This is a genomic window from Mucilaginibacter sp. P1_A3 (assembly GCF_056406855.1).
Window position 1 is genome coordinate 1 of sequence record NZ_JBFTZJ010000007.1, and the last position, 23,075, is coordinate 23,075.

21 protein-coding genes and 2 pseudogenes are annotated in these 23,075 nt (G+C 42.9%); 8 read left to right on the plus strand and 15 right to left on the minus strand.

What is annotated here, in order from left to right:
- A pseudogene (locus AC1D0K_RS15340) lies at nucleotides 1-2,285 on the minus strand (GH92 family glycosyl hydrolase); the annotation flags it as partial.
- Nucleotides 2,286-2,467: 182 nt separating this feature from the next.
- Between AC1D0K_RS15340 and AC1D0K_RS15345 the strand changes: the two are divergent.
- From AC1D0K_RS15345 to AC1D0K_RS15365, 5 genes are all read left to right on the plus strand, one after another.
- Entirely contained in the window at nucleotides 2,468-3,046 is a 579-nt protein-coding gene (locus tag AC1D0K_RS15345; RefSeq protein ID WP_295716400.1) for a LemA family protein, read from the plus strand.
- A 112-nt stretch (nucleotides 3,047-3,158) separates the two neighbouring features.
- The gene (locus tag AC1D0K_RS15350) at nucleotides 3,159-3,593 is read left to right on the plus strand and encodes a TPM domain-containing protein (RefSeq protein ID WP_295716401.1); all 435 of its coding nucleotides are present in this window, start codon (nucleotides 3,159-3,161) and stop codon (nucleotides 3,591-3,593) included.
- Between the two features lie 13 nt (nucleotides 3,594-3,606).
- Complete coding sequence (locus AC1D0K_RS15355; RefSeq protein ID WP_477394596.1) at nucleotides 3,607-4,395, plus strand: TPM domain-containing protein; 789 nt, start codon at nucleotides 3,607-3,609, stop codon at nucleotides 4,393-4,395.
- Between the two features lie 109 nt (nucleotides 4,396-4,504).
- On the plus strand, nucleotides 4,505-4,909 hold the full coding sequence (locus AC1D0K_RS15360) for a hypothetical protein (RefSeq protein WP_477394594.1): 405 nt from the start codon (nucleotides 4,505-4,507) through the stop codon (nucleotides 4,907-4,909).
- Entirely contained in the window at nucleotides 4,902-5,453 is a 552-nt protein-coding gene (locus AC1D0K_RS15365) for an NUDIX hydrolase (RefSeq protein ID WP_295716404.1), read from the plus strand. Before AC1D0K_RS15360 ends, AC1D0K_RS15365 begins: the two co-directional genes overlap by 8 nt.
- A 3-nt stretch (nucleotides 5,454-5,456) precedes the next feature.
- On the opposite strand, the gene AC1D0K_RS15370 is transcribed toward AC1D0K_RS15365, so the two are convergent.
- From AC1D0K_RS15370 to AC1D0K_RS15425, 12 genes and pseudogenes are all read right to left on the minus strand, one after another.
- On the minus strand, nucleotides 5,457-5,912 hold the full coding sequence (locus tag AC1D0K_RS15370; RefSeq protein ID WP_477394592.1) for a nuclear transport factor 2 family protein: 456 nt from the start codon (nucleotides 5,910-5,912) through the stop codon (nucleotides 5,457-5,459).
- A gap of 137 nt (nucleotides 5,913-6,049) precedes the next feature.
- The gene (locus AC1D0K_RS15375; protein ID WP_477394590.1) at nucleotides 6,050-6,805 is read right to left on the minus strand and encodes an ABC transporter ATP-binding protein; all 756 of its coding nucleotides are present in this window, start codon (nucleotides 6,803-6,805) and stop codon (nucleotides 6,050-6,052) included.
- Between the two features lie 2 nt (nucleotides 6,806-6,807).
- Nucleotides 6,808-8,282 (minus strand): annotated as a pseudogene (locus AC1D0K_RS15380) (DUF5687 family protein).
- A 315-nt stretch (nucleotides 8,283-8,597) separates the two neighbouring features.
- Complete coding sequence (locus AC1D0K_RS15385) at nucleotides 8,598-9,878, minus strand: replication-associated recombination protein A (protein WP_477394588.1); 1,281 nt, start codon at nucleotides 9,876-9,878, stop codon at nucleotides 8,598-8,600.
- Between the two features lie 235 nt (nucleotides 9,879-10,113).
- Entirely contained in the window at nucleotides 10,114-10,977 is an 864-nt protein-coding gene (gene tatC, locus AC1D0K_RS15390) for a twin-arginine translocase subunit TatC (protein ID WP_477394586.1), read from the minus strand.
- A gap of 75 nt (nucleotides 10,978-11,052) precedes the next feature.
- Nucleotides 11,053-12,387: an acetyl-CoA carboxylase biotin carboxylase subunit gene (gene accC / locus AC1D0K_RS15395; RefSeq protein ID WP_477394584.1), complete on the minus strand. Its 1,335-nt coding sequence runs from the start codon at nucleotides 12,385-12,387 to the stop codon at nucleotides 11,053-11,055.
- Nucleotides 12,388-12,528: 141 nt separating this feature from the next.
- Nucleotides 12,529-12,996 (minus strand): acetyl-CoA carboxylase biotin carboxyl carrier protein, encoded by a 468-nt coding sequence (gene accB, locus AC1D0K_RS15400; RefSeq protein ID WP_295716413.1) that lies wholly within the window; start codon nucleotides 12,994-12,996, stop codon nucleotides 12,529-12,531.
- Nucleotides 12,997-13,254: 258 nt separating this feature from the next.
- Nucleotides 13,255-14,244, minus strand: coding sequence for a beta-ketoacyl-ACP synthase III (locus tag AC1D0K_RS15405; RefSeq protein ID WP_295716415.1), 990 nt, complete (start codon nucleotides 14,242-14,244; stop codon nucleotides 13,255-13,257).
- Between the two features lie 10 nt (nucleotides 14,245-14,254).
- Entirely contained in the window at nucleotides 14,255-15,193 is a 939-nt protein-coding gene (gene plsX / locus AC1D0K_RS15410) for a phosphate acyltransferase PlsX (RefSeq protein ID WP_477394582.1), read from the minus strand.
- Between the two features lie 16 nt (nucleotides 15,194-15,209).
- Nucleotides 15,210-15,401 carry a 50S ribosomal protein L32 gene (gene rpmF, locus AC1D0K_RS15415; protein WP_295716420.1) on the minus strand — a complete coding sequence of 64 codons (192 nt, stop codon included), beginning with the start codon at nucleotides 15,399-15,401 and terminating at the stop codon, nucleotides 15,210-15,212.
- A 16-nt stretch (nucleotides 15,402-15,417) separates the two neighbouring features.
- A complete protein-coding gene (locus AC1D0K_RS15420; RefSeq protein WP_295716422.1) occupies nucleotides 15,418-15,942 on the minus strand; it encodes a YceD family protein in 525 nt (174 codons plus the stop codon).
- Nucleotides 15,943-16,120: 178 nt separating this feature from the next.
- Nucleotides 16,121-16,924, minus strand: a complete 804-nt coding sequence (locus tag AC1D0K_RS15425; RefSeq protein WP_477394580.1) for a hypothetical protein — start codon at nucleotides 16,922-16,924, stop codon at nucleotides 16,121-16,123.
- A gap of 374 nt (nucleotides 16,925-17,298) precedes the next feature.
- Between AC1D0K_RS15425 and AC1D0K_RS15430 the strand changes: the two genes are divergently transcribed.
- A complete protein-coding gene (locus AC1D0K_RS15430; protein ID WP_477394578.1) occupies nucleotides 17,299-17,622 on the plus strand; it encodes a GYD domain-containing protein in 324 nt (107 codons plus the stop codon).
- Nucleotides 17,623-17,862: 240 nt separating this feature from the next.
- Here AC1D0K_RS15430 and AC1D0K_RS15435 read toward each other — a convergent pair whose 3' ends face one another.
- Both AC1D0K_RS15435 and pdxA read right to left on the minus strand, forming a co-directional pair.
- The gene (locus tag AC1D0K_RS15435) at nucleotides 17,863-19,047 is read right to left on the minus strand and encodes a heparan-alpha-glucosaminide N-acetyltransferase domain-containing protein (protein ID WP_477394576.1); all 1,185 of its coding nucleotides are present in this window, start codon (nucleotides 19,045-19,047) and stop codon (nucleotides 17,863-17,865) included.
- Nucleotides 19,048-19,129: 82 nt separating this feature from the next.
- Entirely contained in the window at nucleotides 19,130-20,185 is a 1,056-nt protein-coding gene (pdxA, locus tag AC1D0K_RS15440) for a 4-hydroxythreonine-4-phosphate dehydrogenase PdxA (RefSeq protein WP_477394574.1), read from the minus strand.
- 511 nt (nucleotides 20,186-20,696) lie between these two features.
- Between pdxA and rsmA the strand changes: the two genes are divergently transcribed.
- Together rsmA and AC1D0K_RS15450 are read left to right on the plus strand one after the other, a co-directional pair.
- The gene (gene rsmA, locus AC1D0K_RS15445) at nucleotides 20,697-21,476 is read left to right on the plus strand and encodes a 16S rRNA (adenine(1518)-N(6)/adenine(1519)-N(6))-dimethyltransferase RsmA (RefSeq protein WP_477394572.1); all 780 of its coding nucleotides are present in this window, start codon (nucleotides 20,697-20,699) and stop codon (nucleotides 21,474-21,476) included.
- 413 nt (nucleotides 21,477-21,889) lie between these two features.
- Nucleotides 21,890-22,945 carry an NHL repeat-containing protein gene (locus tag AC1D0K_RS15450; RefSeq protein WP_477394570.1) on the plus strand — a complete coding sequence of 352 codons (1,056 nt, stop codon included), beginning with the start codon at nucleotides 21,890-21,892 and terminating at the stop codon, nucleotides 22,943-22,945.
- The last annotated feature ends 130 nt before the right edge of the window (nucleotides 22,946-23,075 follow it).

The window sequence follows — 23,075 nt, forward strand, 5'->3', positions numbered from 1 at the left end:
GTGATCTCGCCACCGTTCATGATCGTGATCTCGCCACCGTTCATGATCTGGGCATGGCTGATGAACAGGCTATCCAGCGTTTTGCCGTTCAATACCATCTTTTGCACATAAACATTCTTCGGACTTTGGTTTTTTACGTTGATAATGAACTTTTTGCCATTGTCCAGGTTGATCGTTGCGCCGTTTACCGCCGGGCTGCCCGTGGAGTATTGGTCTGAACCTGGGGCTACCGGGTAAAAGCCCAGTGTGCTGAAGATATACCAGGCGCTCATCTGCCCGGTGTCGTCATTCCCGCCCAGTCCGTCCGGGGTGGGTTTGTACATCCTTGGCAGGATCATCCTGATCCGTTCCTGGGTTTTCCAGGGTTCGTGGGTCCAGTTATACAAATAGGCTATGGTGCGATGGTTCGTTGCCATGTACATAGTTGCCGATGATGCCATCCCGGGTGATGTCTTCTGTCTCGGCAAAGTATTTATCCGGCAGGTTCATCGTGAACAGGGAATCCAGGTAGGTGGTGAATCTTTTGTTGCCGCCCATTAACTCAATCAATGCCTTGGGGTCCTGCGGGGCAAAAAGCGTATAGTTCCAGCTGTTGCCCTCGATGAAGCCTTCATTGATCGTGCTCAGCGGATCGAATGTTTTCCGGAAAGTGCCGTTATTCAGTTTGGGGCGCATGAAGCCCACGGCTTTATCGTATACGTTCTTATAGTTTTCCGAGCGTTTGATGAATTCATTGTAGATCTCCATCCGGTTCAGCTTTTTGGCCAGCTGGGCGATGGCCCAGTCGTCAAAGGCATATTCCAGCGTGGAGGATACCGATACCCCGCTTTTTTCATCGGGGATATAGCCTTTATCCATGTACTCGCCGATGCCTTCATAGTCCCGGTGTTTGGCTGTAGCCACGCAGGCATCCAGCGCCTTGTTCGCGTCAAAGTGCACATTGCCTTTGACCACCGCGTCGGCGATGACCGCTACGCTATGGTAGCCGCTCATACACCAGTTCTCGTTACCCGAGTTGGACCAGATGGGCAGCATATGTTCCGGGCTCTGGTCATAATGGGCCAGCATGCTTTGGATCATATCGGCATTCCTTTGGGGCTCGATGATGTTGAACAGCGGGTGCAGGGCCCTATAGGTATCCCAAAGCGAAAAGGTGGTATAGTTGGTAAAGCCTTCGGCTTTGTGTATGTTCTGGTCTATGCCTTTGTACTGTCCGTCGGCATCCATATACATGGTCGGGTTGATCATGGTATGGTACATGGAGGTATAAAAGTTTTCTTTGATCTCCCGGTTACCCTGGATCTCGATTTTATGCAGTTCGGTTTCCCAAAGCTGCTGGCCATCCGCCTTTACCTGCTCAAAGTCCCAGCCCGGATTTCGGTCTGCATGTTGTTCAGCGCCCCGGCCATGCTTACCGGCGACAGCGCGAACTTGATTTTGATTTTCTCCCCTGCTTCGGTTTTGAAATCGAAGTAAGCCCGGAGCTGTTTGCCGGCTATCTCGGGGAAGTTTTTGGTTTGGTTGAACTTACCCCAGAAACCGCCGTACACTTCCCGTTTATCGTATTTTTTGTAGCCGTGTTTAAAAAAGGCTTTATTAAAGCTCATCGCGAAGTACAGGGTCCGGGTGCGGGCCCAGCCATTGGTTTGGCGGTAGCCCATCACCGTGCTGTCATTCAGTACCCGCAGGTAGGTCCACACGTTTTTATCGGGGTAGTTATAGATGCCCGCCATCAGGTCCAGGACGATATGCGACTGGTCTGACTTGGGAAAGGTGTATTGGTGAAAGCCTACCCTTGTCGTGGTAGTCATCTCAGCTATGATATTGCTTTCATCCAGCTTTACTTTATAGTAATTGGCCTGGCTTACTTCGTTCTGGTGCGAAAAGCCGGAGCGGTAGCCGCTGCCCGGTTTATCGGCTGTGCCGGGGTTGAGTTTTAATTGGCCTACGGTCGGCATAATTAAAAAGTCGCCGAGGTCGGAGTGGCCGGTGCCGCTGAAATGGGTATGACTGAAGCCTACAATTGTTTTATCGTCATACTGGTAGCCTGCGCAGTATTTGTATACATCGGGGTTGTATTTGCCGTTCAGCTCGTAGCCTGCCGTATCGGTTTCGGGACTCAGTTGTACCATCCCGAAGGGTACCGTCGCGCCCGGGTAAACGTGTCCCATCCGCTGCGTGCCGATGATCGGGTGTACATATTGGACCAGGTTTTCGGACGGGAGGGTTTGCGCCTGCGCATCTAAAGCAATAATAGCTAAAAGAACGTAAAATATCTTCTTCATTGTTATCAACCGTATCAATTGATAAAACGTTTTAAGAGCTCAAATATAGGGCATAACACTTAAATGTTTCCATAACAGTAATAAAAACTGTACCTTGACATAATGTCATTAAACCCTACCTTTTGTAACATCGGTATGCGTTTTGCTATCTAACTGAAACACATCTAAAAAACAAAATATCAATGAAAAAGCTACTATCAGTAATATTAGTGGTTGCGGTTGCCATGTCCCTAAGTTCATGCAGCTACAACAGTATGGTTAAGCTCGATGAAAATGTAAAAACTCAATGGGCCGCCGTACAAAGCCAATATCAACGCCGCAGCGATCTGATACCAAATTTGGTGAACACTGTTAAAGGTGCCGCCAACTTTGAAAAAAGCACACTTACCGCCGTTGTTGAGGCCCGCGCCAAAGCTACATCGGTACAGGTTGATCCTACTAAATTAACTCCAGAATCGATAAAAGCATTCCAGGCTGCACAGGGAGAATTGAGTACGGCTTTGGGCAAGTTATTATCTATTACAGAAAACTATCCCACCCTGAAAACCAACGAAAACTTTTTGGGCTTACAGGCACAGATAGAGGGTACAGAGAACCGCATACAGGTTTCTCGCCAGGATTTTAATACAGCAGTACAGGAGTTCAATACCAAGATCAGATCATTCCCGGCTAATATCACCGCGAAAATGTTTGGCTTTTCCGAAAAAGGATATTTTACTGCCGAGCCTGGATCAGAAAAAGCCCCTAAGGTTCAGTTTTAACTAATTAGTGAATTAGCGGGTTAGTGAATGGGTGATTTCACCAGCAGAAAAACTTCACTCTTCCGTTCATTAACTAAAACACTCACCCATTCACTCAATCACGAATTAAAAAATGGCAGTATTTAACGAAGAAGAACAGCAGCGGATACGCAAGGCCATTGAGGAAGCCGAGAATCGCAGTACCGGTGAAATACGGGTTTGTATTGAAAAAAAGTGCAGTGAAGATGTGCTTGATCGCGCAGCAAAATATTTCTATCAGCTTAATATGCATAAAACAGCCCTTCGTCATGGGGTGCTTGTATACGTAGCTACTGTTGACCGTAAGTTTGCCATTATTGGCGATGCCGGCATAAACAAGGTTGTCCCCCCCAATTTTTGGGATGAAACCAAGGAGGATATGCTTAAGCATTTTAAATATGGTGATATTGTTGAAGGCATTGTTACCGGCCTAAAAATAGCAGGCGAGCAATTGCAAAAATATTTCCCTCATCATGCAGGCGACATTAACGAACTCCCCGATGATATTGCTTTTATGGATGGCGAATAACCAAAAGAAACACATGTTTAAAAAACTCATCATATTTTTTAGCCTGGTACTTTGCACCGCCGTGGCGTTTGCCCAGGAACTTCCTGAGCGATCTAATACGCTGGTTACCGATTATACCAATACCTTATCGGCAGCTGAAAAACAAAAACTGGAAGATAAACTGGTTGCCTTTAATGATTCTACCTCTACGCAGATAGCCGTAGTAATAATGAAATCAACCGGTAACTATGATATTAATGCCTATGGTGTACAACTATTGCGCAAATGGGGTATCGGCGAAAAAAAGAAAAATAACGGCATTTTAGTGCTGGTTGCCATGAGCGATCGCAAAATGAGCATCCAAACCGGTTATGGCGCCGAAGGTGCGGTACCGGATATAATTACGCAGGAGATTATCCAAAAGGATATGAAACCGCACTTTAAGCAGGATGATTATTACGGCGGGCTTGATGCTGCTACCAATAGCCTCATTAAGTACATGAAAGGGGAATACAAAGCTGAACCAAAAGAAGAACAGGGCAAAAGTGTTGGTGGCAGCGCATTTATTGTTATTATTATAATAGTAGTTATCCTGATATTGGTATTCCGCAACCGTGGCGGTGGTGGTGGTCGCCAGATTATTGGCCGCAGGGGTGGCGCAAGTCCCTTCTGGTGGTTTCTGGCCGGTAACCTGCTTGGTGGCAGCGGCCGCAGCAGCGGATCTGACTGGGGAGGTTTCTCTGGCGGAGGTGGCGGCGGCGGTGGTTTTGGCGGCTTCGGCGGTGGTAGCGGTGGCGGCGGCGGTTCAAGCGGCAGCTGGTAGTTTTATTTAGTGAATTACCGAATTAGTGAATTGCTGAGTTAGCGAATTATTTACAGCCAATAATTAATTAGTGTTGAATTAGTGATGGCCAGCCCAAATTATCCTTTGAATGTATAAAGACTTTATTTTAAATGAGCTGGAGAAAATTTCACTCATGATGGCTCGTATTGCGGGTTTCAAAGAACAGGCAAAACCGGATGAATTTATAAAGCTCGCAGATACCATGCTGCAAAATGAGTTTAATATTAAGCTGGATGATTTATTAGCGTTAACTACCGAAGATTTTGAACTTTTACTATTAAAAGGAAATTATAAAGCCGATAAGCTGGACGCTTTGGCGCAATTACTATACATGCTTACCGAGCCATTTACCCCCTCGCCCGAAACTTTAGCTTCACTACAAAAAACATTAATGATTTTTGAATGGCTGGAGAAAAAGCATCATAGCTCATCATTTGAAAATATTAACAAGCAAAACGCCATCTATCAATTTATAAAAAACAACTATGAGTAAAAATCTTACCTGGAAACTGCTTTCTTCTGAATATATACACAAAGGTCCATGGGCAACACTGCGTATTGATCGCTGCGAAATGCCCAGCGGCAAAATTGTTGACGATTACTATGTTTTAGAATACAGCAACTGGGTTAACGCAGTTGCCATTACCGAAGATAATATGGTGCTCATGGTAAAACAATACCGCCATGCAGCAGGCATCATATCACTCGAAATACCGGGCGGGGTTATTGATGGTGATGAATCTCCGGTTGAAGGACTGCGCCGCGAGTTACTGGAAGAAACCGGTTACCAGTTTGATGATTTTGAATTGCTTTGTACCGTGTACGGCAATCCATCAACTGCCAATAATCAAACTTTTACCTACCTGGCTAAGGGCGGCAAAAAAGTGCAGGGACAATCATTGGATGAGCACGAGGAGCTAATCGTAGAAGAATACACCATCCCCGAAGTGAAACAATTACTCCTGGAAAATAAAGTTGTACAGGCTATGCACTGTGCCGGTCTATTTTACGGGATGGTGAAACTGGGGGCGCTGTAGTTACTACGGGCAATTACCTTTACGGCGGGTATCAACTACATAAATAATCTTCCAGCCGGCGGGTGTACGCATTAGTGTAAATACATCAACCCCGCAATGGCTAAAGGTTTTGCCCAAATAAAATTTGTAAGGAGCCCAAATGCTGGCCATGTCGCCATCAATTTTAATATCACCAAAAGAGATCTGCTCGTCGTAGATCTCTTTGTGTGGTGTGCCAACCGATTTAATAAAATCATTGGGGTTATCAATATCCAATGCAACGGTTCCGTCTTTTTTATTAGAGATGCCCTCGAAAACGATATTTTTATGAAATGTTGACCGCAGCAATGTGCTATCTCCTTTGCGCATAGCATCAAACATAGTATTGATGGTTTGCTTTACAGCATCCTGATCGGTTTGCTGGGCAAAGGTTTTGAATGATGCAAACAGGATAAAGATGAACAGGATAATCTTTTTCATAACTATGTGTTTAATTCAATTTCTCTTTTTGTAGAGACGCATATTTGCGTCTCCCGCTTTACAGGGCCAATAAATTTTTCACGCGTGTGATTTGCATGCGGGAGACGCAAATATGCGTCTCTACAAGAAAGCCCCTCCTAATGATTCTCTTCCTCATCAATCTTTAAAACAAAGGGCACTGGCTCTTCTATTCTTTGCCCCACTCCAAAATAATCTTCCAGCTCTTTTAAGGTTGATGAACTGGTAGCGATATCCTTAATGATCACCCCTTTTTCCATCAACAGGATCCGGTCGCAAATATCGGTGATGTGGTTAAGATCATGGCTGGATACTATATTGGTAATCCCCTTATTTTTATTTGCATCCTTCAGCATATTTTTAAGCCTAAACTGCGTGCTGGGGTCAATATTGGCAAAGGGCTCATCCAGCATCAACAACTGCGGATTTTGCAGCAGGCACGATGCCACGCCCACCTTGCATTGATTCCCTTTGGATAGGTCGCGGATGTATTTGCCTTTTTTTAGTATTTCTTCGTTAAAAAAATCACCCAATCCTGCTAAAGTATCATCTACCACGGCTTTACTTTGCTGATGCAGACCGCCGATAAAATACAGGTATTCCTCTGGCGTAAGATAATCTATCAGGAAACCCTCATCCAGGTATGATGCGGTGTAGGTTTTCCAGTTTTCATGACCGGCTACAACTTCACCATTTGACAATACCTCTCCGGTTTCCGGGCGTATCAGATCAAGGATCATGCGGAACAGTGTAGTTTTACCCGCGCCATTATTACCAACCAGGCCTACGCTTTCGCCCTTATTGATCACCAGGTGCGGCACATCTACTACCGTAATGCCGTTGTATATTTTTTTAAGGTTCTTTATTTCAATCATGATTATTTATTTCTGAAGCCTTCGGCTATTTGATATCTTTTTTGCATAAAATCCTCTTCCAGCTTTTTCAGCCAAAAGTTGCGGGTTAGTATAAATATTATGCCTGTTAACGCCAATACTAATAACCCTATGTTGTCCTGATTAAATAATGAAAAAGGAATGTAAATAATGTAAGGTGTTAATATAAGCGGCAACGACAAGAGCATCTGTGTAGCACCAACACCTTCCCAATTAAATGACGCCCCTTTTGAAAGATCGATGCGCTTAGCGTTACGATTGGCAAAAAACAATACTATTGTGGTATTAACGCCGATATTCCACAGGTACATTACAAAATGCACCAGTAATCTCTTCCATCCAAAATAAATGTAAGGTGTTGTTAAAAAGAAGGCTACGGTTGATACTATGGTAAACAGCAAATACTTAGCCTTTAAAAAATCTATAAAGTTAATTTTGCTCACCAATATGCCATCAAAGTGTGATGCCTGCCAGCTAAACATAAACTGACCGTAATTAATGATGAATATACCCGTCATGAACATCCCTACAAAAATGTACCAGCTTTGGCCGTAATGGTTGTTGGTATAAAATATGAGCCCATAAAACATAAAAAACAATCCCATAATCAGGGTCGATCGTGGGCGTTTATTGCGCAGAATAAGTTTAATCTCGTTGGCCGCCAAATCGCCAACGCTGCCAAACCGGGCCAGGAATGGTATATCTGTACTGCTTTTGTATGATTTTATTTTGTGGGCGGTAAGCTCTTCCAGGTAAAGGTTTTGCTTTAAATAATAAAAGTTAAAGTAATACATTACAAGAGCCAGCACAAAAGGCAGCAAGGCCAACACCGGCATAGTAATTAAATGCCCGAAAAAAGCGTATGAAATATCGCGGAACGAAAACAGGTGCCATTTGAAATCGCAGGCGATGATCAGGCCTAAAACGGCGGCGGAAATCAAAAACACCCAGCCATTCAGGTTCGATCGTCTTTTAATGTACAATGCCAGGTAGTTGTTAAACACCGTGAGCCCGGCAATAGCCACAACAAAGCTCAATGCAACCAGGCTGCCCGAATCGTGGGCAACTATCTTGAACACAAATGGCAAAACAATATGAAAGGCCACAAATTAAATACCGACAGAGCCGCAGTTAATGCCAGGTAGCGCACCAAAGAATCTCTTTTTATAGGCAGATGTAAATACGGCTGAACCCTAAGGGTAGGTAACTCCTGCAACTGCAGCCGCGTCAGCAGATCGAACAGGAAATAAATGAGTATGATGCCACAGAAAGCCTTAACCAGATCTTCGTTAGGAAACATTGCCTCAAGCATTTTATCTAAAAAGATACCTATAGCAAGTACATTTAAAAACAGGTAAAGAATTAAAATGCCCATTACTACGCGTATAGCAATGCTTTTACCCGTATTTTTTGATCGCCAGAAAGCTTTTAACTCATGACCGAAAAAGGTAGATACCATGTTTTATAGATAAGATATGTTTTGTTGAAGATAGGAAACAGAATCAAGAAATAAGAGTCAGGAATCAAGATTGATTAAGTAGAGCTTATTGTCTCGTCACTACGAGGTAGGATGTGTTTGCAAAAAACCTTTTTGTCATCCTGAACGCAGTGAAGGATCTATCCGCCATGCTTCTTCGCCCTGCAAAGTCTGCGAATAGATCCTTCACTGCGTTCAGGATGACAAACCTTTCAAAACGTCATTTCTTCTTCTGATACTCTGGATTTTACCAATTTCCTATCCTGATTCTTGATTCTTAACTCTTGACTCTCTTCTTCAATATTTATACCTATCGCCCCAAAGTTTCTTCAACTTCTCTTTTGATTCGTTTTCTTTAGAATTGTTACCTGGCTGGTAAATTTTTGTACCCCTGATGGCATCCGGCAAAAAATCAAGGTCGGTAAAATTGCCCTCATAGCTGTGGGCATATTTATAGTCTTTACCGTAGCCTATATTTTTCATGAATTTGGTAGGTGCGTTGCGTAAATGCAGAGGAACTGGCAAGTCGCCGGTTTGGCGTACCAATGCCATTGCCGCACCAATAGCAGTTGTTGCCGAATTACTTTTGGCTGATGTTGCCAGGTAGATGGCGGTTTGCGACAATATCAGTTGCGACTCGGGCATACCAATCTTATTCACCGCTTCAAAACAACTTTGCGCCAGTAAAAGGGCATTGGGATTGGCGTTCCCAATATCTTCAGACGCCAGGATGAGCATACGGCGGGCAATAAACAAAGGATCTTCGCCTCCAATTATCATGCGGGCCAGCCAGTAAACCGCCCCATTGGGGTCGCTGCCGCGCATAGATTTGATAAAGGCCGAAATAATATCATAATGCTGCTCGCCGGTTTTATCATACAGCGCCATGTTTTGCTGTACGTGTTCCAGCACTACCTCATCGGTTAAAACTATATCCGGGCTATCAAAGGCGTTTACCAACAGCTCGAAGATGTTAAGCAGTTTACGGGCGTCGCCGCCAGACAAACGGAGCAGCGCTTCGTGGTCTTTGATATTGATGTGTTTTTCTTTAAGCACTTCATCATCCGCCATGGCTTTATCCAGCAAGTTCAGCAGATCCTCTTCTTCCAGGGGTTTCAAGATGTATACCTGGCATCGTGATAACAAAGCCGAAATTACCTCGAAGGATGGATTTTCTGTAGTTGCACCTATCAGCGTAACTATCCCCCGCTCAACGGCGCCCAATAGCGAGTCCTGCTGAGATTTAGAGAAACGATGAATTTCATCAATAAACAATATGGGGAGTATTTCGCCTTGCTTCTTTAATATGGAGGCCTTTTCAATCACTTCGCGCACATCTTTCACCCCCGAGTTTATTGCACTAAGCGAAAAGAAGGGACGAAATAATGATTGCGAAATAATATAGGCCAGCGTAGTTTTACCCACTCCCGGTGGGCCCCAAAATAACATGGATGGCAACGATCCGGATTCAATAGCCTTGCGCAATACGGCACCCGGTCCCACCAAATGTTTTTGCCCTACATAATCATTGAGTGATTTTGGGCGCATCCGTTCGGCTAAAGGGGGGAGATTGGTCATGTAATTTATTAGATGTGCAGATTTCAAATGTGCAGATATGCAGATGAAGAGCCGCATATGTGTACACTAATTAAATCAAGGGTTGTATCACTCAAATGTGCAAATTGTGGCTCAATAAAAAAAGCCCCACCGCTAATAAACGATGGGGCTGCCAATAAGTTTTTTTAATATCTGGTTATCTAAAAACAGATCACTTCTTCATCTGCACATTTGAAATCTGAAATCTGCACATTTTTTAGAAGCCATCGGCCTCAGCTCTTTTCAGTTTTCTTTTTTCAACCACTGCCGATACCAGGATACCTACCTCATACAAAATAAATAAGGGGATACTTACCACGGTCATGGTCATCATATCGGGGGTTGGAGTTACAACGGCTGCTACAATCAAAATGGCAACTATGGCATAGCGCCTTGTATCGCGCATAAACTTAGCTGTAAGTATACCAAGGCTTGATAATACATAAACCAAAATAGGCAATTCAAACACGATACCTGTTGCCAGTGTTAATGTGGCTACAGATGACAGGTAAGAATCGACATCAAAAAAGTTATGAATATCAGGACTTACCGTATAGCCCGCCAGGAAGTTGATCGACTCGGGTGTGATCACGTAGTAACCAAACATTACTCCCAAAAGGAAAAGGCCTGTTGCATAAAATACAAAGCCCGATGCCGCCTTACGCTCCTTTTCATGCAGGGCCGGGCGAATAAAACGCCATAGCTCAAACAACAAATAAGGGAAGCCCAAAGTGATGCCTATCAATAACGAAGAGTTGATCTGCAAAGTAAACTGCCCGGCCATTTCGGTATTAAGCAGCTGGATATTGATCTTATCAATACAAAAGCCGGGGCGGTGCAAGGCATCGCCCAACGCGCAAAGCATTCTGTAAGTCCAAAACGTGGGCCTGCTTGGCCCCATGATCACGTTGTAAAATATCCAGTCGTAATAATAAAACACAACACTGGTAAATACTACAATGGCTATAGAAGCCCGTATCAAATGCCATCTTAAAGCTTCAATGTGATCGAAGAAAGACATTTCTGCCTCCATCGTTTTACCTTTATCTTTTATGGCTTTAATTAATTTATTGTCGCTCATTGTATATTTAATACCGCTGTATAAACGCTATTGTGCTAAGTACGTTTTATTATATGAAGATAGTTTGAATTTAAATTACATTTCAAACGTTTCCATAAATTTAGTAGTAAAGTTACCCGCGCGGAAGTTTGGATCCTGCAATAATTTCAGGTGAAAAGGTATCGTTGTTTTTACCCCTTCAATAACAAATTCGCTTAAAGCGCGCTCCATGGTACATAAAGCCTCATCACGGGTTTGGGCACAGCAAATTACTTTTGCTATCATGGAATCATAGTTTGGCGGTATCACATACCCAGTATACACATGGGTATCAATACGCACACCATGACCACCGGGTGAGTGAAAATTGGTTATTTTACCCGGTGAAGGGCGGAAATTATTGTAAGGATCTTCGGCGTTGATACGACACTCAATGGCATGCATTGTTGGCTCGTAATTTTTACCGGAGATAGGGATACCCGAAGCTACTTTGATCTGTTCTTTGATCAGGTCAAAGTTGATCACTTCTTCGGTTACCGGGTGCTCTACCTGGATCCGGGTATTCATTTCCATGAAGTAGAAATTACGGTCTTTATCAACCAAAAACTCTACGGTACCCGCTCCTTCGTATTTTACGGCTTTCGCGCCTTTAATAGCAGCTTCGCCCATTTTTTTCCGAAGCTTTTCGGTCATAAATGGTGATGGAGATTCCTCAACCAGCTTTTGGTGACGGCGCTGGATAGAGCAGTCGCGCTCAGACAAGTGGCATACTTTACCATACTGATCGCCCACTACCTGGATCTCGATGTGGCGCGGATCCTGAACATATTTTTCAAGATACAAGCCATCGTTACCAAAGGCAGCGCCAGATTCTGCACGGGCAGAGTCCCAGGCATTCTCAAACTCCTCATCTTTCCAAACAATACGCATACCACGGCCACCACCACCGGCAGTTGCCTTTAATATAACCGGATAACCAATTTTATTGGCTATCGCTATGCCCGATTTAATATCAGAAAGTAAACCATCAGAACCAGGTACAATTGGTACGCCTGCCTTTTTCATGGTTTCTTTTGCCGAAGCCTTATCGCCCATCGAGTTGATCTGATCGGCAGTAGCTCCAATGAATTTAATTCCATAATCGGCACAAATGGCCGAGAATTTTGCATTTTCTGACAGGAAACCATAACCCGGATGTATCGCATCCGCGTTGGTAAGCTCGGCAGCCGAAATGATATTAGGAATACTTAAGTAAGAATCGCGGCTTGGTGGGGGGCCTATACAAACAGCTTCATCAGCAAAACGTACATGAAGGCTATCGCGGTCGGCAGTTGAATAAACAGCTACGGTTTTAATACCCATCTCTTTACAGGTACGGATAATTCGCAAGGCGATTTCGCCCCGGTTAGCTATTAATATTTTTTTAAACATGATTTCTTTGATGTGCAAATTACAAATGTGCAAATATGCAGATGAAAAATACTAATGAATGATGTTAGAATATGTAAACCACAAATGTGCAAATGAATTAAAAATCATTTGCACATCTGAAATCTGCACATCTGCACATCGTTATATAGGTTCTACTAAAAATAAAGGCTGGTCGTACTCTACAGGTGATGAATTATCAACAAGTACTTTTACAATACGGCCGGATATTTCTGATTCGATCTCATTAAAAAGCTTCATGGCTTCAATGATACAAACCACACTTCCGGTTTTAATTTCATCGCCAACATTTACAAACAATGGCTTATCAGGACTTGCAGAACGGTAAAAAGTACCGATCATTGGCGATTTGATAGTAAGATACTTAGATGTATCCGGACCAACTGGTGCTGCCGGTGCCACTGGCTCGGCTGCAACCGGGGCAGCTACCAATGCAGGTGCAGTTTGCGCCGGGATGCTGGCATGAATAAGTTGCGGCTGAGTCTCGTTGGTTTTAATCGTGATCTTGAAATCTTTCTGCTCAATTGACACTTCGTTTACGCCCGATTTTGACACAAAGCGAATAAGGTCCTGAATTTGTTTAATATCCATAGTTGGGATTAATTGGTTGGGGACAAAGTTATATCTAAGTTATACAAATGTATGCAAATGTGCAGATTACAGATGTGCAAATACAGATGTATAAATTTGTTTAATTATTTATCAATTAGGTATTATTAACGTTTAATAACAGGCAGATGTTTTAAATTTTTGACATGTGCATCTTCCCTTTTTTCATCTGCACATTTGAAATCTGAAATCTGCACATTTTTTTTCATCTGCACCTAAGCGCATCTGAAATTTGCACATTTAATACGCCCACCTTAAATAGATGCTGCCCCATGTAAAGCCACCGCCAAAGGCAGCCAATATAAGGGTATCACCTTTTTTAAATTTACTTTCCCACTCCCATAAGCATAATGGGATGGTACCGTTTGTGGTATTGCCGTAACGTTCAATGTTGATGATCACTTTATCATCGCTTAAGCCAGTGCGCCTTGCGGTAGCATCAATAATGCGCTTGTTGGCCTGGTGTGGCACCAGCCATGCAACATCATCGGCAGTCAGGTTATTGCGTTCCATTACTTCATGAGCCACATCGGCCATATTAGTAACAGCAAATTTAAAAACAGCCTGACCTTCCTGGTAAGCATAGTGCTCACGGGCATCAACAGTTTCATGTGATGCAGGTTTTATAGAGCCGCCTGCTTTTTGGTGCAGGTAAGCAACACCGGAGCCATCGCTTTTTAATATGGAATCCATGATCCCGTTACCTTCGTCATTAGGTTCAAGCAAAACTGCACCGCAGCCGTCGCCAAAAATAATGCAGGTAGCACGATCCTGGTAATTGGTTATTGATGACATTTTATCGCCGCCAACTACCAATACTTTTTTATGCTTTCCGCTTTCGATAAACTGCGAACCCGTTGCAAGGCCAAATATAAAGCCGGAGCATGCGGCAGAAAGATCATATCCCCAGGCATTTTTAGCGCCTATTTTATTAGCTAAAATATTGGCTGTAGCCGGGAAAACATAATCGGGAGTAGTGGTGCAAAAAATGATAAGGTCGATTTCCTCGGCACCGATGCCGCGTTTTTTTAACAACGCCTGCACGGCGGGTACTGCCAGATCAGATGTACCCAAACCTTCGCCCTTTAATATACGGCGCTCCTTAATGCCTGTACGGCTAACAATCCACTCGTCATTAGTATCAACCAATGTTTCCAGTTCCTGGTTGGTTAACACATAGTCGGGCACGTAACCATGTACAGCAGTAATAGCGGCATGAATTTTACTCATCTTTATATTTTTACTGAAAAGCTTGTTTTATTTTATCAACCAGGCAGCTCTCAACCATGTTTTTTGATAAAAGCACCATGTTTTTAATAGCCTCCGGGGTTGATATCCCGTGGCCAACAACAACAGGGGCATTTACACCCAGGATGGGGCTGCCACCATATTGTTCATAGTTAAACCTATCAAAAAACTCATCCTTAAATTGTTTTTTTTGCGTAATAACGTAAAAAGTTTCGGCAAGCTTTAGTATTACATTACCTGTAAAACCATCGCATACAAAAACATCGGCCCCTTCGCTAAACAGGTCGCGGCCTTCAACATTACCAACAAAATTAAACAGCTTGGTTTCTTTCATTAACGGATAAGTGGCCTGGGAAAGGATATTTCCCTTCTCTTCCTCTTCACCAATATTCATAAGCGCTACACGCGGATTATCAATATTGTATACCGCCTGGGCAAATAAACTGCCCAATACGCCAAATTGCAATAAAACTTCGGGTTTGCAATCGGCATTGGCACCTACATCCAACAAAATACCCAAACCTCCTTTAAGCTTGGGTACAATAGTTGTCATTGCAGGGCGTACTACACCTGGAATGGTTTTAACGCTAAACATAGCGCCAACCAGCATAGCACCAGTATTCCCCGCCGACGAGAAAGCCTGAATTTTACCCTCTTTAAGCAATTGAAAACCAACCGAAATGCTCGAATTTGGTTTTTGAACAATAGCTTTTGTGGGATGTTCGCCCATGCCAATCACTTCGGTTGTATGAACAAACTCGAAATGATCGGGGCTAACATTATTTTCCTGAAGAATAGTAGCAGCTACTTCTTTATCTCCAATAAGTACCAGTTTTTGGTCAGCAGATAAAGCCTTATAAGCTTCGATTGCTCCTAAAACAGTTGCTTTGGGAGCAAAATCACCGCCCATAATATCTAAGCCAATCTTCATTTTCAGAAAATTAAACTTATGCTACTGCTGCTTTCTCAATAAGTACTTTACCGTTATAGTAAAGGTTACCATCAACAGTATAAGCTCTGTGCGGCAAGTGGATTGCACCTGTAGTTTGACAGGTAGTTAATGATGGCGCTACAGCTTTGTAATGTGTTCTGCGCTTATCTCTTCTTGATTTGGATATTTTACGTTTTGGATGTGGCATGATCCTGTTATATTTATTATTTATTTATTTTCTTGAGTACATCCCACCGTGGGTCTGTATGCTCGGTTTGTTCTTCGTTTCCTGAAAGGTTTTTCAACTTTTCAAGCATTTCTGTATCACAATATGAAGTGTTACCCTCATCGTTACACACCGATATAAATGGCATGGCAACGTTAATGTATTCATAAATCAACCCTGCGATATTGATCTCATGATCATTTTTACTAAGGGTGATGATCTCATCATCTTCATCAATAGGCTCCTCGCTAAACTTGGCAATCTGCTGTTCGGTAATATCCAACACTTGTGGATATTGGGCCAAACACCTGTCGCAGTTTGCATCAACGGTACCTTTGATCACAAAATTCAGGATGATCATTGTTTCCTGTTTGTCCAAATCTACAGAGCACTGCAAGTTAGCCTTTTTAACCAGTGAATATTCAAATTCGTTAAAAAAAGCGTCGTCAACAGCAAATTCAAACTGGTGTTTCCCCAGCTTAAGTCCCGTAAAAGGAATCGAATATGTTCTAAGCGATTTCAATGAGCAACAATTAGCCCGCAAATGTAGGGAAAAATACCATAAGTGGAAAGTGTTTTTTGAAAAAGCTAAAAGGCGGAAGATTCAAGAGGTAAAAGGCGAAAGGTGAAGGGTAAAAGGGTATTACAACGATGCCGGTAATCATCGCATTGTTTTAGATGCTGAAGTGTCCAAATCATAGCTAAATTCTAAATTTTATCCAGAGAAGATTACATAACCGGTCGAATTTTTCGTCAGGTAAGGATTGCTTTCCAGCCAGGAATAAATCTATTTCTTCTGGGGTGCCAACAAAATGAGGCAGGCTTTGCGGCGTAATTTCCAACATTTCCATCTTATACTTCACAACATCCAGCATTTTTAACTCCGGTAGCCCGAGTTTACTTTGCTCATAGTGCGCTATCAAAGGGATCAATTTGTCAAGTTCATCAAACTCAGGCGTGCCCGGCTCCGACTCAAAAACCGCTATCGCCCGGGCTAAAGCTTCTTCATATTCGGCTGCTGTTTTAAAATCATTATCACTTTCAATATAAGGCGCTTCAACAATAGGTATTGGTTCCTTAACCGTCCGGACTATTACTTGTTGAACAGTTTTGCTTGTGGGGGTCCCATTGAAAGGGAACGGAGGCGGAGGAATAAGCACCACCTCTGTTATTTTCACTCTTACCTCAGTTTGCAAACCAGGGTTTTCAGCATGCATTTTATTAATTTTAGCCTGCTCGCGAGCTTCCAGCTCTTTTCTTGAACCTACCCATACAATATAAGTAGTTTTAAGCGGATAGTTGGTACGGCATTCCACCTGGTAGTCGTCCCGGCCTACCCCAGCCATGATCGTAAACAGCTGCTCCATGTGCGGCCTTCCCAGCATATCGGCTATGCTTTTAGCCTCACGGTCGGGGTGTTCCTTGAGCCATATTAAAAAAGCGGTTTGAGCTTCGGGATGCTGCCGAATATAATCGGCTATTTTGTTTTTGGCGATAAGGTTCATGTGATGTAAAAATTATACCATGTAATTTAGGGCTTTTAATTTAATTGCCAGCGCCCCTTGCCATTAATGATTTTGTTAGCTGCGAACGGAAGCCGTGTTTCAACTTTTATTTTTCAATCTACATACATAACATACTGAATGTTATTAATTTAACTATGAATATCATCAACTTTTATTTATAATTTTAACTTTAGTTAGCGGGGCCGACGGATTTCTATTTCCCCCACATTCGTAAGCCCCGAACGTTATGTGCTATACTGCAAGCATTCTCTAAACGAACATTGTTTCTCAACACAAATGGAGACCAGAGACCATTTTAAAAACGGGGCGCTTCCGAAAAGCCATAAGAGTAGGGTAATTCAAACATAACAATCATGAAAAAGTATTTGATTAAAGGAACTTATAACTCCGATGGAGCAAAGGGGTTAATTCAAGAGGGCGGGTCTGGACGCAGAACTGCCATTGAAAAAATGCTGGAAGGAATGGGAGGTAAAGTGGAGTCATTTTATTTTGCCTTTGGGGAGGAAGATGTGTATGTTATTGTAGAACTCCCTGATGATATTTCTGCAGTGGCTGTTGGGCTAGCAGTTAATGGTTCAGGCCTTGTTAGGATTTCAACCACTGTATTACTTACAGCAGCGGATATTGACGCAGCATCTAAAAAATCTGTCAGTTACCGGGCCCCTGGTAAAAGCTAACAATAGTATTTTGCTCAATAAATTATATTCATTTCGTTACCAACGAAAGTACAGCACATAACAAAAGGTTTGGCAAAAGCGGGGCAAAACAATGAGACTGGTTCCCGCTACATGAATTATTTTTAACCTTGCAAATCGAATATCATATATTATAATTGCAAGGATGATCAAGAGAAAGAAGCCAAACCTTTTGCCTTTGACCTTTCGCCTTTAACCTTTTCCCTTTTCTCCTCCAAAAATCTATATCTTCAGCCTGATATTTATTTTATCAAGCAGCCCCGTTAACCAAACCATTGCAAATGCAAACACAATGCATTTAATAAGCCCCCCGGTGCCCTGGCTCAGGTATTCGGGATAGCCTATGTTGCTCATTTCATACATAGGGTAAAACAAAAACGGCACTATATAGCAGGTAAAAGTATTGGTGCCCGCGGGTTCAATTATCTTGAACCATTTATACTTATGCTTAAAATCAACCACATAAATAAATATAGCGTATACAATGAGGCTTATCCCGGTACATATCAGTACCCAGGAAGGGGTATCCCGTGCTTTTGAAATGCCACCGCTAAAATAGCGCACAATAAAGCCCATGTTGAACAGTATAATAGCCATGAGGAAAAGTGCCGTCCCCAACATCTTAAGCTCGTTATTGGCCTTAAGACGCATGTACAGCACCGAAACAAACACCCCCGCCATGGTAAAGGCCTGCATGGCGCCATTGCCAGCTATCCATACGTATTTTTGCACCGGGGCCAAAAAGTTAAGAAACCCAAAATGAACATCCATGTTAAAAAACATGAAGAAGATCCATGCGGCAGCCTGGATCCATAAATGCCCGCCAGAATAGTAATAGATTAGTGCACACAAAAGGTAAGCCCAGCCAATAAGCCCCAATATACCCCACCATGTAAAGTGCAGCCAGGTATGCCCGGGATCGCTGGTTTTGTAGAGTACAGACATGGTTATCAGTAACACCACACCTACGCCCTGGAGCAGGTAACGCTTAAGATTGCTGGTTTCTTTACCGTAATCTAAAAAAATAAAAAAGAAGCTGAAAGTTACCAGGCTTTCCCATACAGGTTTGGGCAGTATGGTGGTATGTTCATTATAGGTTTCCATATTGGCATGAAAAAACCCAATAAATACCAACGCAAATGAGCGGCTTGCTATACGGGATAGTATTTTATAGTTGCCACTTTTTAACCTGTTTTGAAACGCGAAAGGAATGGATAAGCCTACAATAAATAAAAACGCAGGAAAAATTGTATCGGCAAGTCCCAACCCGTCGGCGTTTTCTGCAACATGTTTAAGCCATTGTGGTGTGCCCGGGATGCCGTCAAGGTCATTCACAAATATCATGAGCAACATGGTAACAGCACGAAGGGCATCAATAGATCGTATCCTGTCCGTGAAATTATTCATTATGGGAGTAAGTGCATTAACAAAGCAAATGTTTTAACTTAACGGCAATTAAATTGAAACATTATAGTTACCTGACCGTTTTTTAGTCTCTGTCGCGGCTTAGCTTGGTAAATACAAGTGGGTTTTCGTTCAGCTCCAGCGTTTCTTTGCGGTGTTTTACAATATGTATAGCCGTAAATAATGCCTCGCGAAAAGAGATCTCTGATGCCATATTTTTGCCTGCAATATCATACGCGGTTCCATGATCTGGTGACGTGCGTACAAAGTTTAATCCTGCAGTAAAGTTAACACCGGTTTCAAACGCAATTTGTTTAAAAGGTATCAGCCCCTGGTCATGATACATAGCCAGTACAGCATCAAACTGCAAATAAGTTCCGTTGGCAAAAAAGCCATCGGCAGAGTATGGACCAAAGGCCAGTATATCATTATTACGGGCTTCTTCAATGGCAGGTATAATGGTATCCTTTTCTTCATTACCAATAAGGCCATTATCGCTGGCATGCGGGTTTAGCCCCAGGACCGCAATCTTAGGTTTCCGAATCCAGAAATCATTTTGAAGGCTGTGGTTCATCAACTTAAGCTTAGCCCCAATTTTATCGCCGGTGATGCTTTCAGATACCTTTGAGATAGGGATATGACCGGTAACCACGCCAACACGCAAGGTATCGCTCACCAAAAACATCAATGATTCGGCAGCGCCATCGCGTTCCTGTAAATATTCTGTATGACCCGGAAAATTAAACTGATCGCTCTGGATATTATCTTTATTAATAGGCGCCGTAACCAGGGCATCAATATAACCTTCTTTTAAATCATAAACTGCGCGCTCCAATGATTTAAAAGCATACTTGCCACCCGCTTCTGATACTACGCCGGGTTCAATCTTTACATCCTCTTCCCAGCAATTGATCATGTTTGGTTTTTTATGCTGAACCTGCGACGGATCATTTATAACATGAAAATTAAGTTCGCTCACACTTGTAGCGCGGCGGTGGAATGACGCCACTTTGGTATGGCCATAAACAATGGGTGTACAATAATCATAAATTTTACTATCGGCCAGGGTTTTTATAATAATCTCTAAACCTATACCATTCACATCACCTATACTGATACCTACTTTTATTTTATCGCTCATTTTCTTATTTATGATTTCACCGGTTATTGAGGGATTTCACCGATTGTATTTCGGGTGATTTCACTGATGATAACCGTGATTAATTTATATTGGTTTACCTAAAATTACGTTCAGGCTTATTTTTTTCTTATTTCCTTATTGTTTAATCCAAAACCCCCCTTGATTCTTCACTCTTTCCGGGGCGTTCCCTGCGGGCGGGCTTTACGTTCATACTGCTCAAGGCCTTTATCCGCCAGCTGGCGGACGGTATCCACTTCAATCCCTAACGCTATTGGCTGAACCTGGATTTTTCACAAGTTGTTTATTTTCACATTTGCCATTCATCAGATCAACAGATTTTCAGAGTTTTTGCCTTATCCAACCACTCACTATTCATCCATCTGCACTCACCTTTTCTCCCTGTCTTGATACTTGATACTAACTACTTAATACTCCTTCAAGCTACAAATAAAAGATTTGTTCCTGATTAAAGCACAAATATGACGTAATTTGCTCAAATATTTGATTAATAATGACGTTGGTAAGGGCAAAAAAACATTTAGGGCAACACTTTCTTACTGATAAAAACATAGCAGCTAAAATTGTTGACAGCCTTAAACCAGATGATAGGTACAAGCACGTGCTTGAAGTTGGTCCGGGGATGGGCATCCTGTCGGATTTTTTATTGCAGAAACCGGAGTATGAGGTATCGATGATTGATATCGACACAGAATCATTCCATTACCTGAAAAAGAGATACCCGCAATTGGGTGCGCGCCTTTTCAATGCCGATTTTCTGGAGATGGATTTTAAAACCATAGTTGATGGTCCGCTGGCTATTATTGGCAATTTCCCCTATAACATATCGTCGCAGATACTGTTTAAAGTGCTTGATAACCGCCAGCAGGTAATTGAGGTGGTTGGCATGTTCCAGAAAGAAGTAGCAGAACGCTGCGCATCCAAACCCGGCAGTAAGGAATACGGCATCCTGAGCGTATTTTTGCAGGCATATTATAAAGTGGAATATTTATTTACCGTAAAGGCCGGCGTTTTTAATCCACCGCCAAAAGTGCTATCCGCCGTGATCCGCCTTACCCGTAACAGTGCCGAAGGACTGGGCTGCGATGAAAAACTATTTTGGCTGATAGTTAAAGCTGGTTTTAATCAACGCCGCAAAACACTGCGCAATGCCATATCATCCCTCATCAACAAAGAAAAAATGACGGAAAACCCTACGCTCGACCTGAGGGCAGAGCGTTTGAGCGTGGAAGATTTTGTGAAGCTTACCAATGAGGTAGCAGCAGCGAGGTAGGGCTGAGTGAAAAAAAGCGAAAGCATAGCGAAAATTTGGCTAAAGCCGAAACCTGTTGATGCTTATATCCGTTGGCTGAAGCCAACTGCAACGGGTGGCAAATCCATCAAACTATAAATTAATTTCATTGACCTCCAAATTTATGGAACGGCTAAACTGCGCTGTAAAGATATTTTTGAATCTCCACTATCCTATTTAAAAGCGACAACGTACGTCCCGGACACTTGCTGTCAGGGAAATTCTAACGCCCTCATCAAATAAAAAAGAATGCTTACCCAGAAATGGGAAATCAATCCAGCTTTCTGAATAGTAACAAGGATCACTGCATTTGGTAACGACTGTCATTTCAGCCTTTCCTGTGCCTATTTAAGTTTGTATTTAAATAGGTTATCTTTTATTTAAATCACAATATCATGAAAACTCAAATAACTTTTATTTTAGGATTAGCCTTCCTTTTAGGCAATACCTCATGTATTAAAGATTTTAAAGACTTCCATAAACCAACCACGGTAACAGTAAGTACGTTTGCCGGAAGCGGACTGGTGGGTTCATTAGATGGTGTAGGCACTTTGGCTTCATTTTACACGCCAACGGCTGTTACAGTAGATTTTGCCGGTAATTTATACGTGACAGATGAGTGGACCGGCTTGATCCGTAAGATAAGCCCGAAGGCTGTGGTAACAACCCTTGTCGGCAACGACAAGGTTGACATGGATGGCCGGGGTAATTTGTTTTGGTATCCGGCTGGCATAGCGCTGGATGCTTCAGGCACTGTCTATGTGGCCGATAGTCATAACAACAGAATCCGTAAGGTAAGCCGGGAGGGCCTGGTGACAACCTTTGCAGGCACCGGTGTTCAGGGATTTGCCGATGGCCCGGGCGCTACAGCTAAATTTTATAATCCAAGAGGAGTGGCCTTAGATGCCGCGGGTAATTTATACGTGGCAGATCTCACTAATAACCTGATCCGGAAGATAAACCCGGAAGGCGTAGTAACAACCTTTGCAGGCAGCGGCGCTACCGGTGCGGCCGATGGCAAAGGTACTACAGCCTCATTTAACTCGCCATATGATGTAGCAGTGGACATCATAGGTAACGTATATGTGGCAGATACCCATAATAACCTGATCCGTAAGATTAACCGGGGAGGGGTGGTAAGCACGCTTGCAGGAAGCGGCGCCAAGGGTGCAGCGGACGGCAAGGGTTCTGTAGCCTCATTTGATACTCCAATTGGTTTGGGCTTAGATGCCTCCGGTAATATATACGTGGCGGATCGTAACAATAATAAGATACGCAAGGTGACCCCGCAAGGTGTGGTAACTACGTTTGCAGGCAGCGGCGAGTTTGGGTCGGCTAACGGCCCGGGCGCTTCAGCTTCATTTACAATGCCAACTGACGTAGCCGCAGATATTTTCGGGCGTATATATGTGTTAAATGGTAACCAGATCAGGCTAATAGAGCTTAAGTAATAGAAAAGGAGATGCGTTCAACAGCAACCCTGGGGTCTATTTTATAGATGCTCACTAAAAATTGCGAACTGATTAATTCAACAGCAATCATAAGAATAGTTTTAGTGTTTCTTTTCACGGGGTAGCTACT

Coding starts and splice junctions, on each gene's coding strand:
- AC1D0K_RS15345 (WP_295716400.1), top strand. CDS start 2,468: ATGAAAAAGCTACTATCAGTAATATTAGTGGTTGCGGTTGCCATGTCC.
- AC1D0K_RS15350 (WP_295716401.1), top strand. CDS start 3,159: ATGGCAGTATTTAACGAAGAAGAACAGCAGCGGATACGCAAGGCCATT.
- AC1D0K_RS15355 (WP_477394596.1), top strand. CDS start 3,607: ATGTTTAAAAAACTCATCATATTTTTTAGCCTGGTACTTTGCACCGCC.
- AC1D0K_RS15360 (WP_477394594.1), top strand. CDS start 4,505: ATGTATAAAGACTTTATTTTAAATGAGCTGGAGAAAATTTCACTCATG.
- AC1D0K_RS15365 (WP_295716404.1), top strand. CDS start 4,902: ATGAGTAAAAATCTTACCTGGAAACTGCTTTCTTCTGAATATATACAC.
- AC1D0K_RS15370 (WP_477394592.1), bottom strand. CDS start 5,912: ATGAAAAAGATTATCCTGTTCATCTTTATCCTGTTTGCATCATTCAAA.
- AC1D0K_RS15375 (WP_477394590.1), bottom strand. CDS start 6,805: ATGATTGAAATAAAGAACCTTAAAAAAATATACAACGGCATTACGGTA.
- AC1D0K_RS15385 (WP_477394588.1), bottom strand. CDS start 9,878: ATGACCAATCTCCCCCCTTTAGCCGAACGGATGCGCCCAAAATCACTC.
- tatC (WP_477394586.1), bottom strand. CDS start 10,977: ATGAGCGACAATAAATTAATTAAAGCCATAAAAGATAAAGGTAAAACG.
- accC (WP_477394584.1), bottom strand. CDS start 12,387: ATGTTTAAAAAAATATTAATAGCTAACCGGGGCGAAATCGCCTTGCGA.
- accB (WP_295716413.1), bottom strand. CDS start 12,996: ATGGATATTAAACAAATTCAGGACCTTATTCGCTTTGTGTCAAAATCG.
- AC1D0K_RS15405 (WP_295716415.1), bottom strand. CDS start 14,244: ATGAGTAAAATTCATGCCGCTATTACTGCTGTACATGGTTACGTGCCC.
- plsX (WP_477394582.1), bottom strand. CDS start 15,193: ATGAAGATTGGCTTAGATATTATGGGCGGTGATTTTGCTCCCAAAGCA.
- rpmF (WP_295716420.1), bottom strand. CDS start 15,401: ATGCCACATCCAAAACGTAAAATATCCAAATCAAGAAGAGATAAGCGC.
- AC1D0K_RS15425 (WP_477394580.1), bottom strand. CDS start 16,924: ATGAACCTTATCGCCAAAAACAAAATAGCCGATTATATTCGGCAGCAT.
- AC1D0K_RS15430 (WP_477394578.1), top strand. CDS start 17,299: ATGAAAAAGTATTTGATTAAAGGAACTTATAACTCCGATGGAGCAAAG.
- AC1D0K_RS15435 (WP_477394576.1), bottom strand. CDS start 19,047: ATGAATAATTTCACGGACAGGATACGATCTATTGATGCCCTTCGTGCT.
- pdxA (WP_477394574.1), bottom strand. CDS start 20,185: ATGAGCGATAAAATAAAAGTAGGTATCAGTATAGGTGATGTGAATGGT.
- rsmA (WP_477394572.1), top strand. CDS start 20,697: ATGACGTTGGTAAGGGCAAAAAAACATTTAGGGCAACACTTTCTTACT.
- AC1D0K_RS15450 (WP_477394570.1), top strand. CDS start 21,890: ATGAAAACTCAAATAACTTTTATTTTAGGATTAGCCTTCCTTTTAGGC.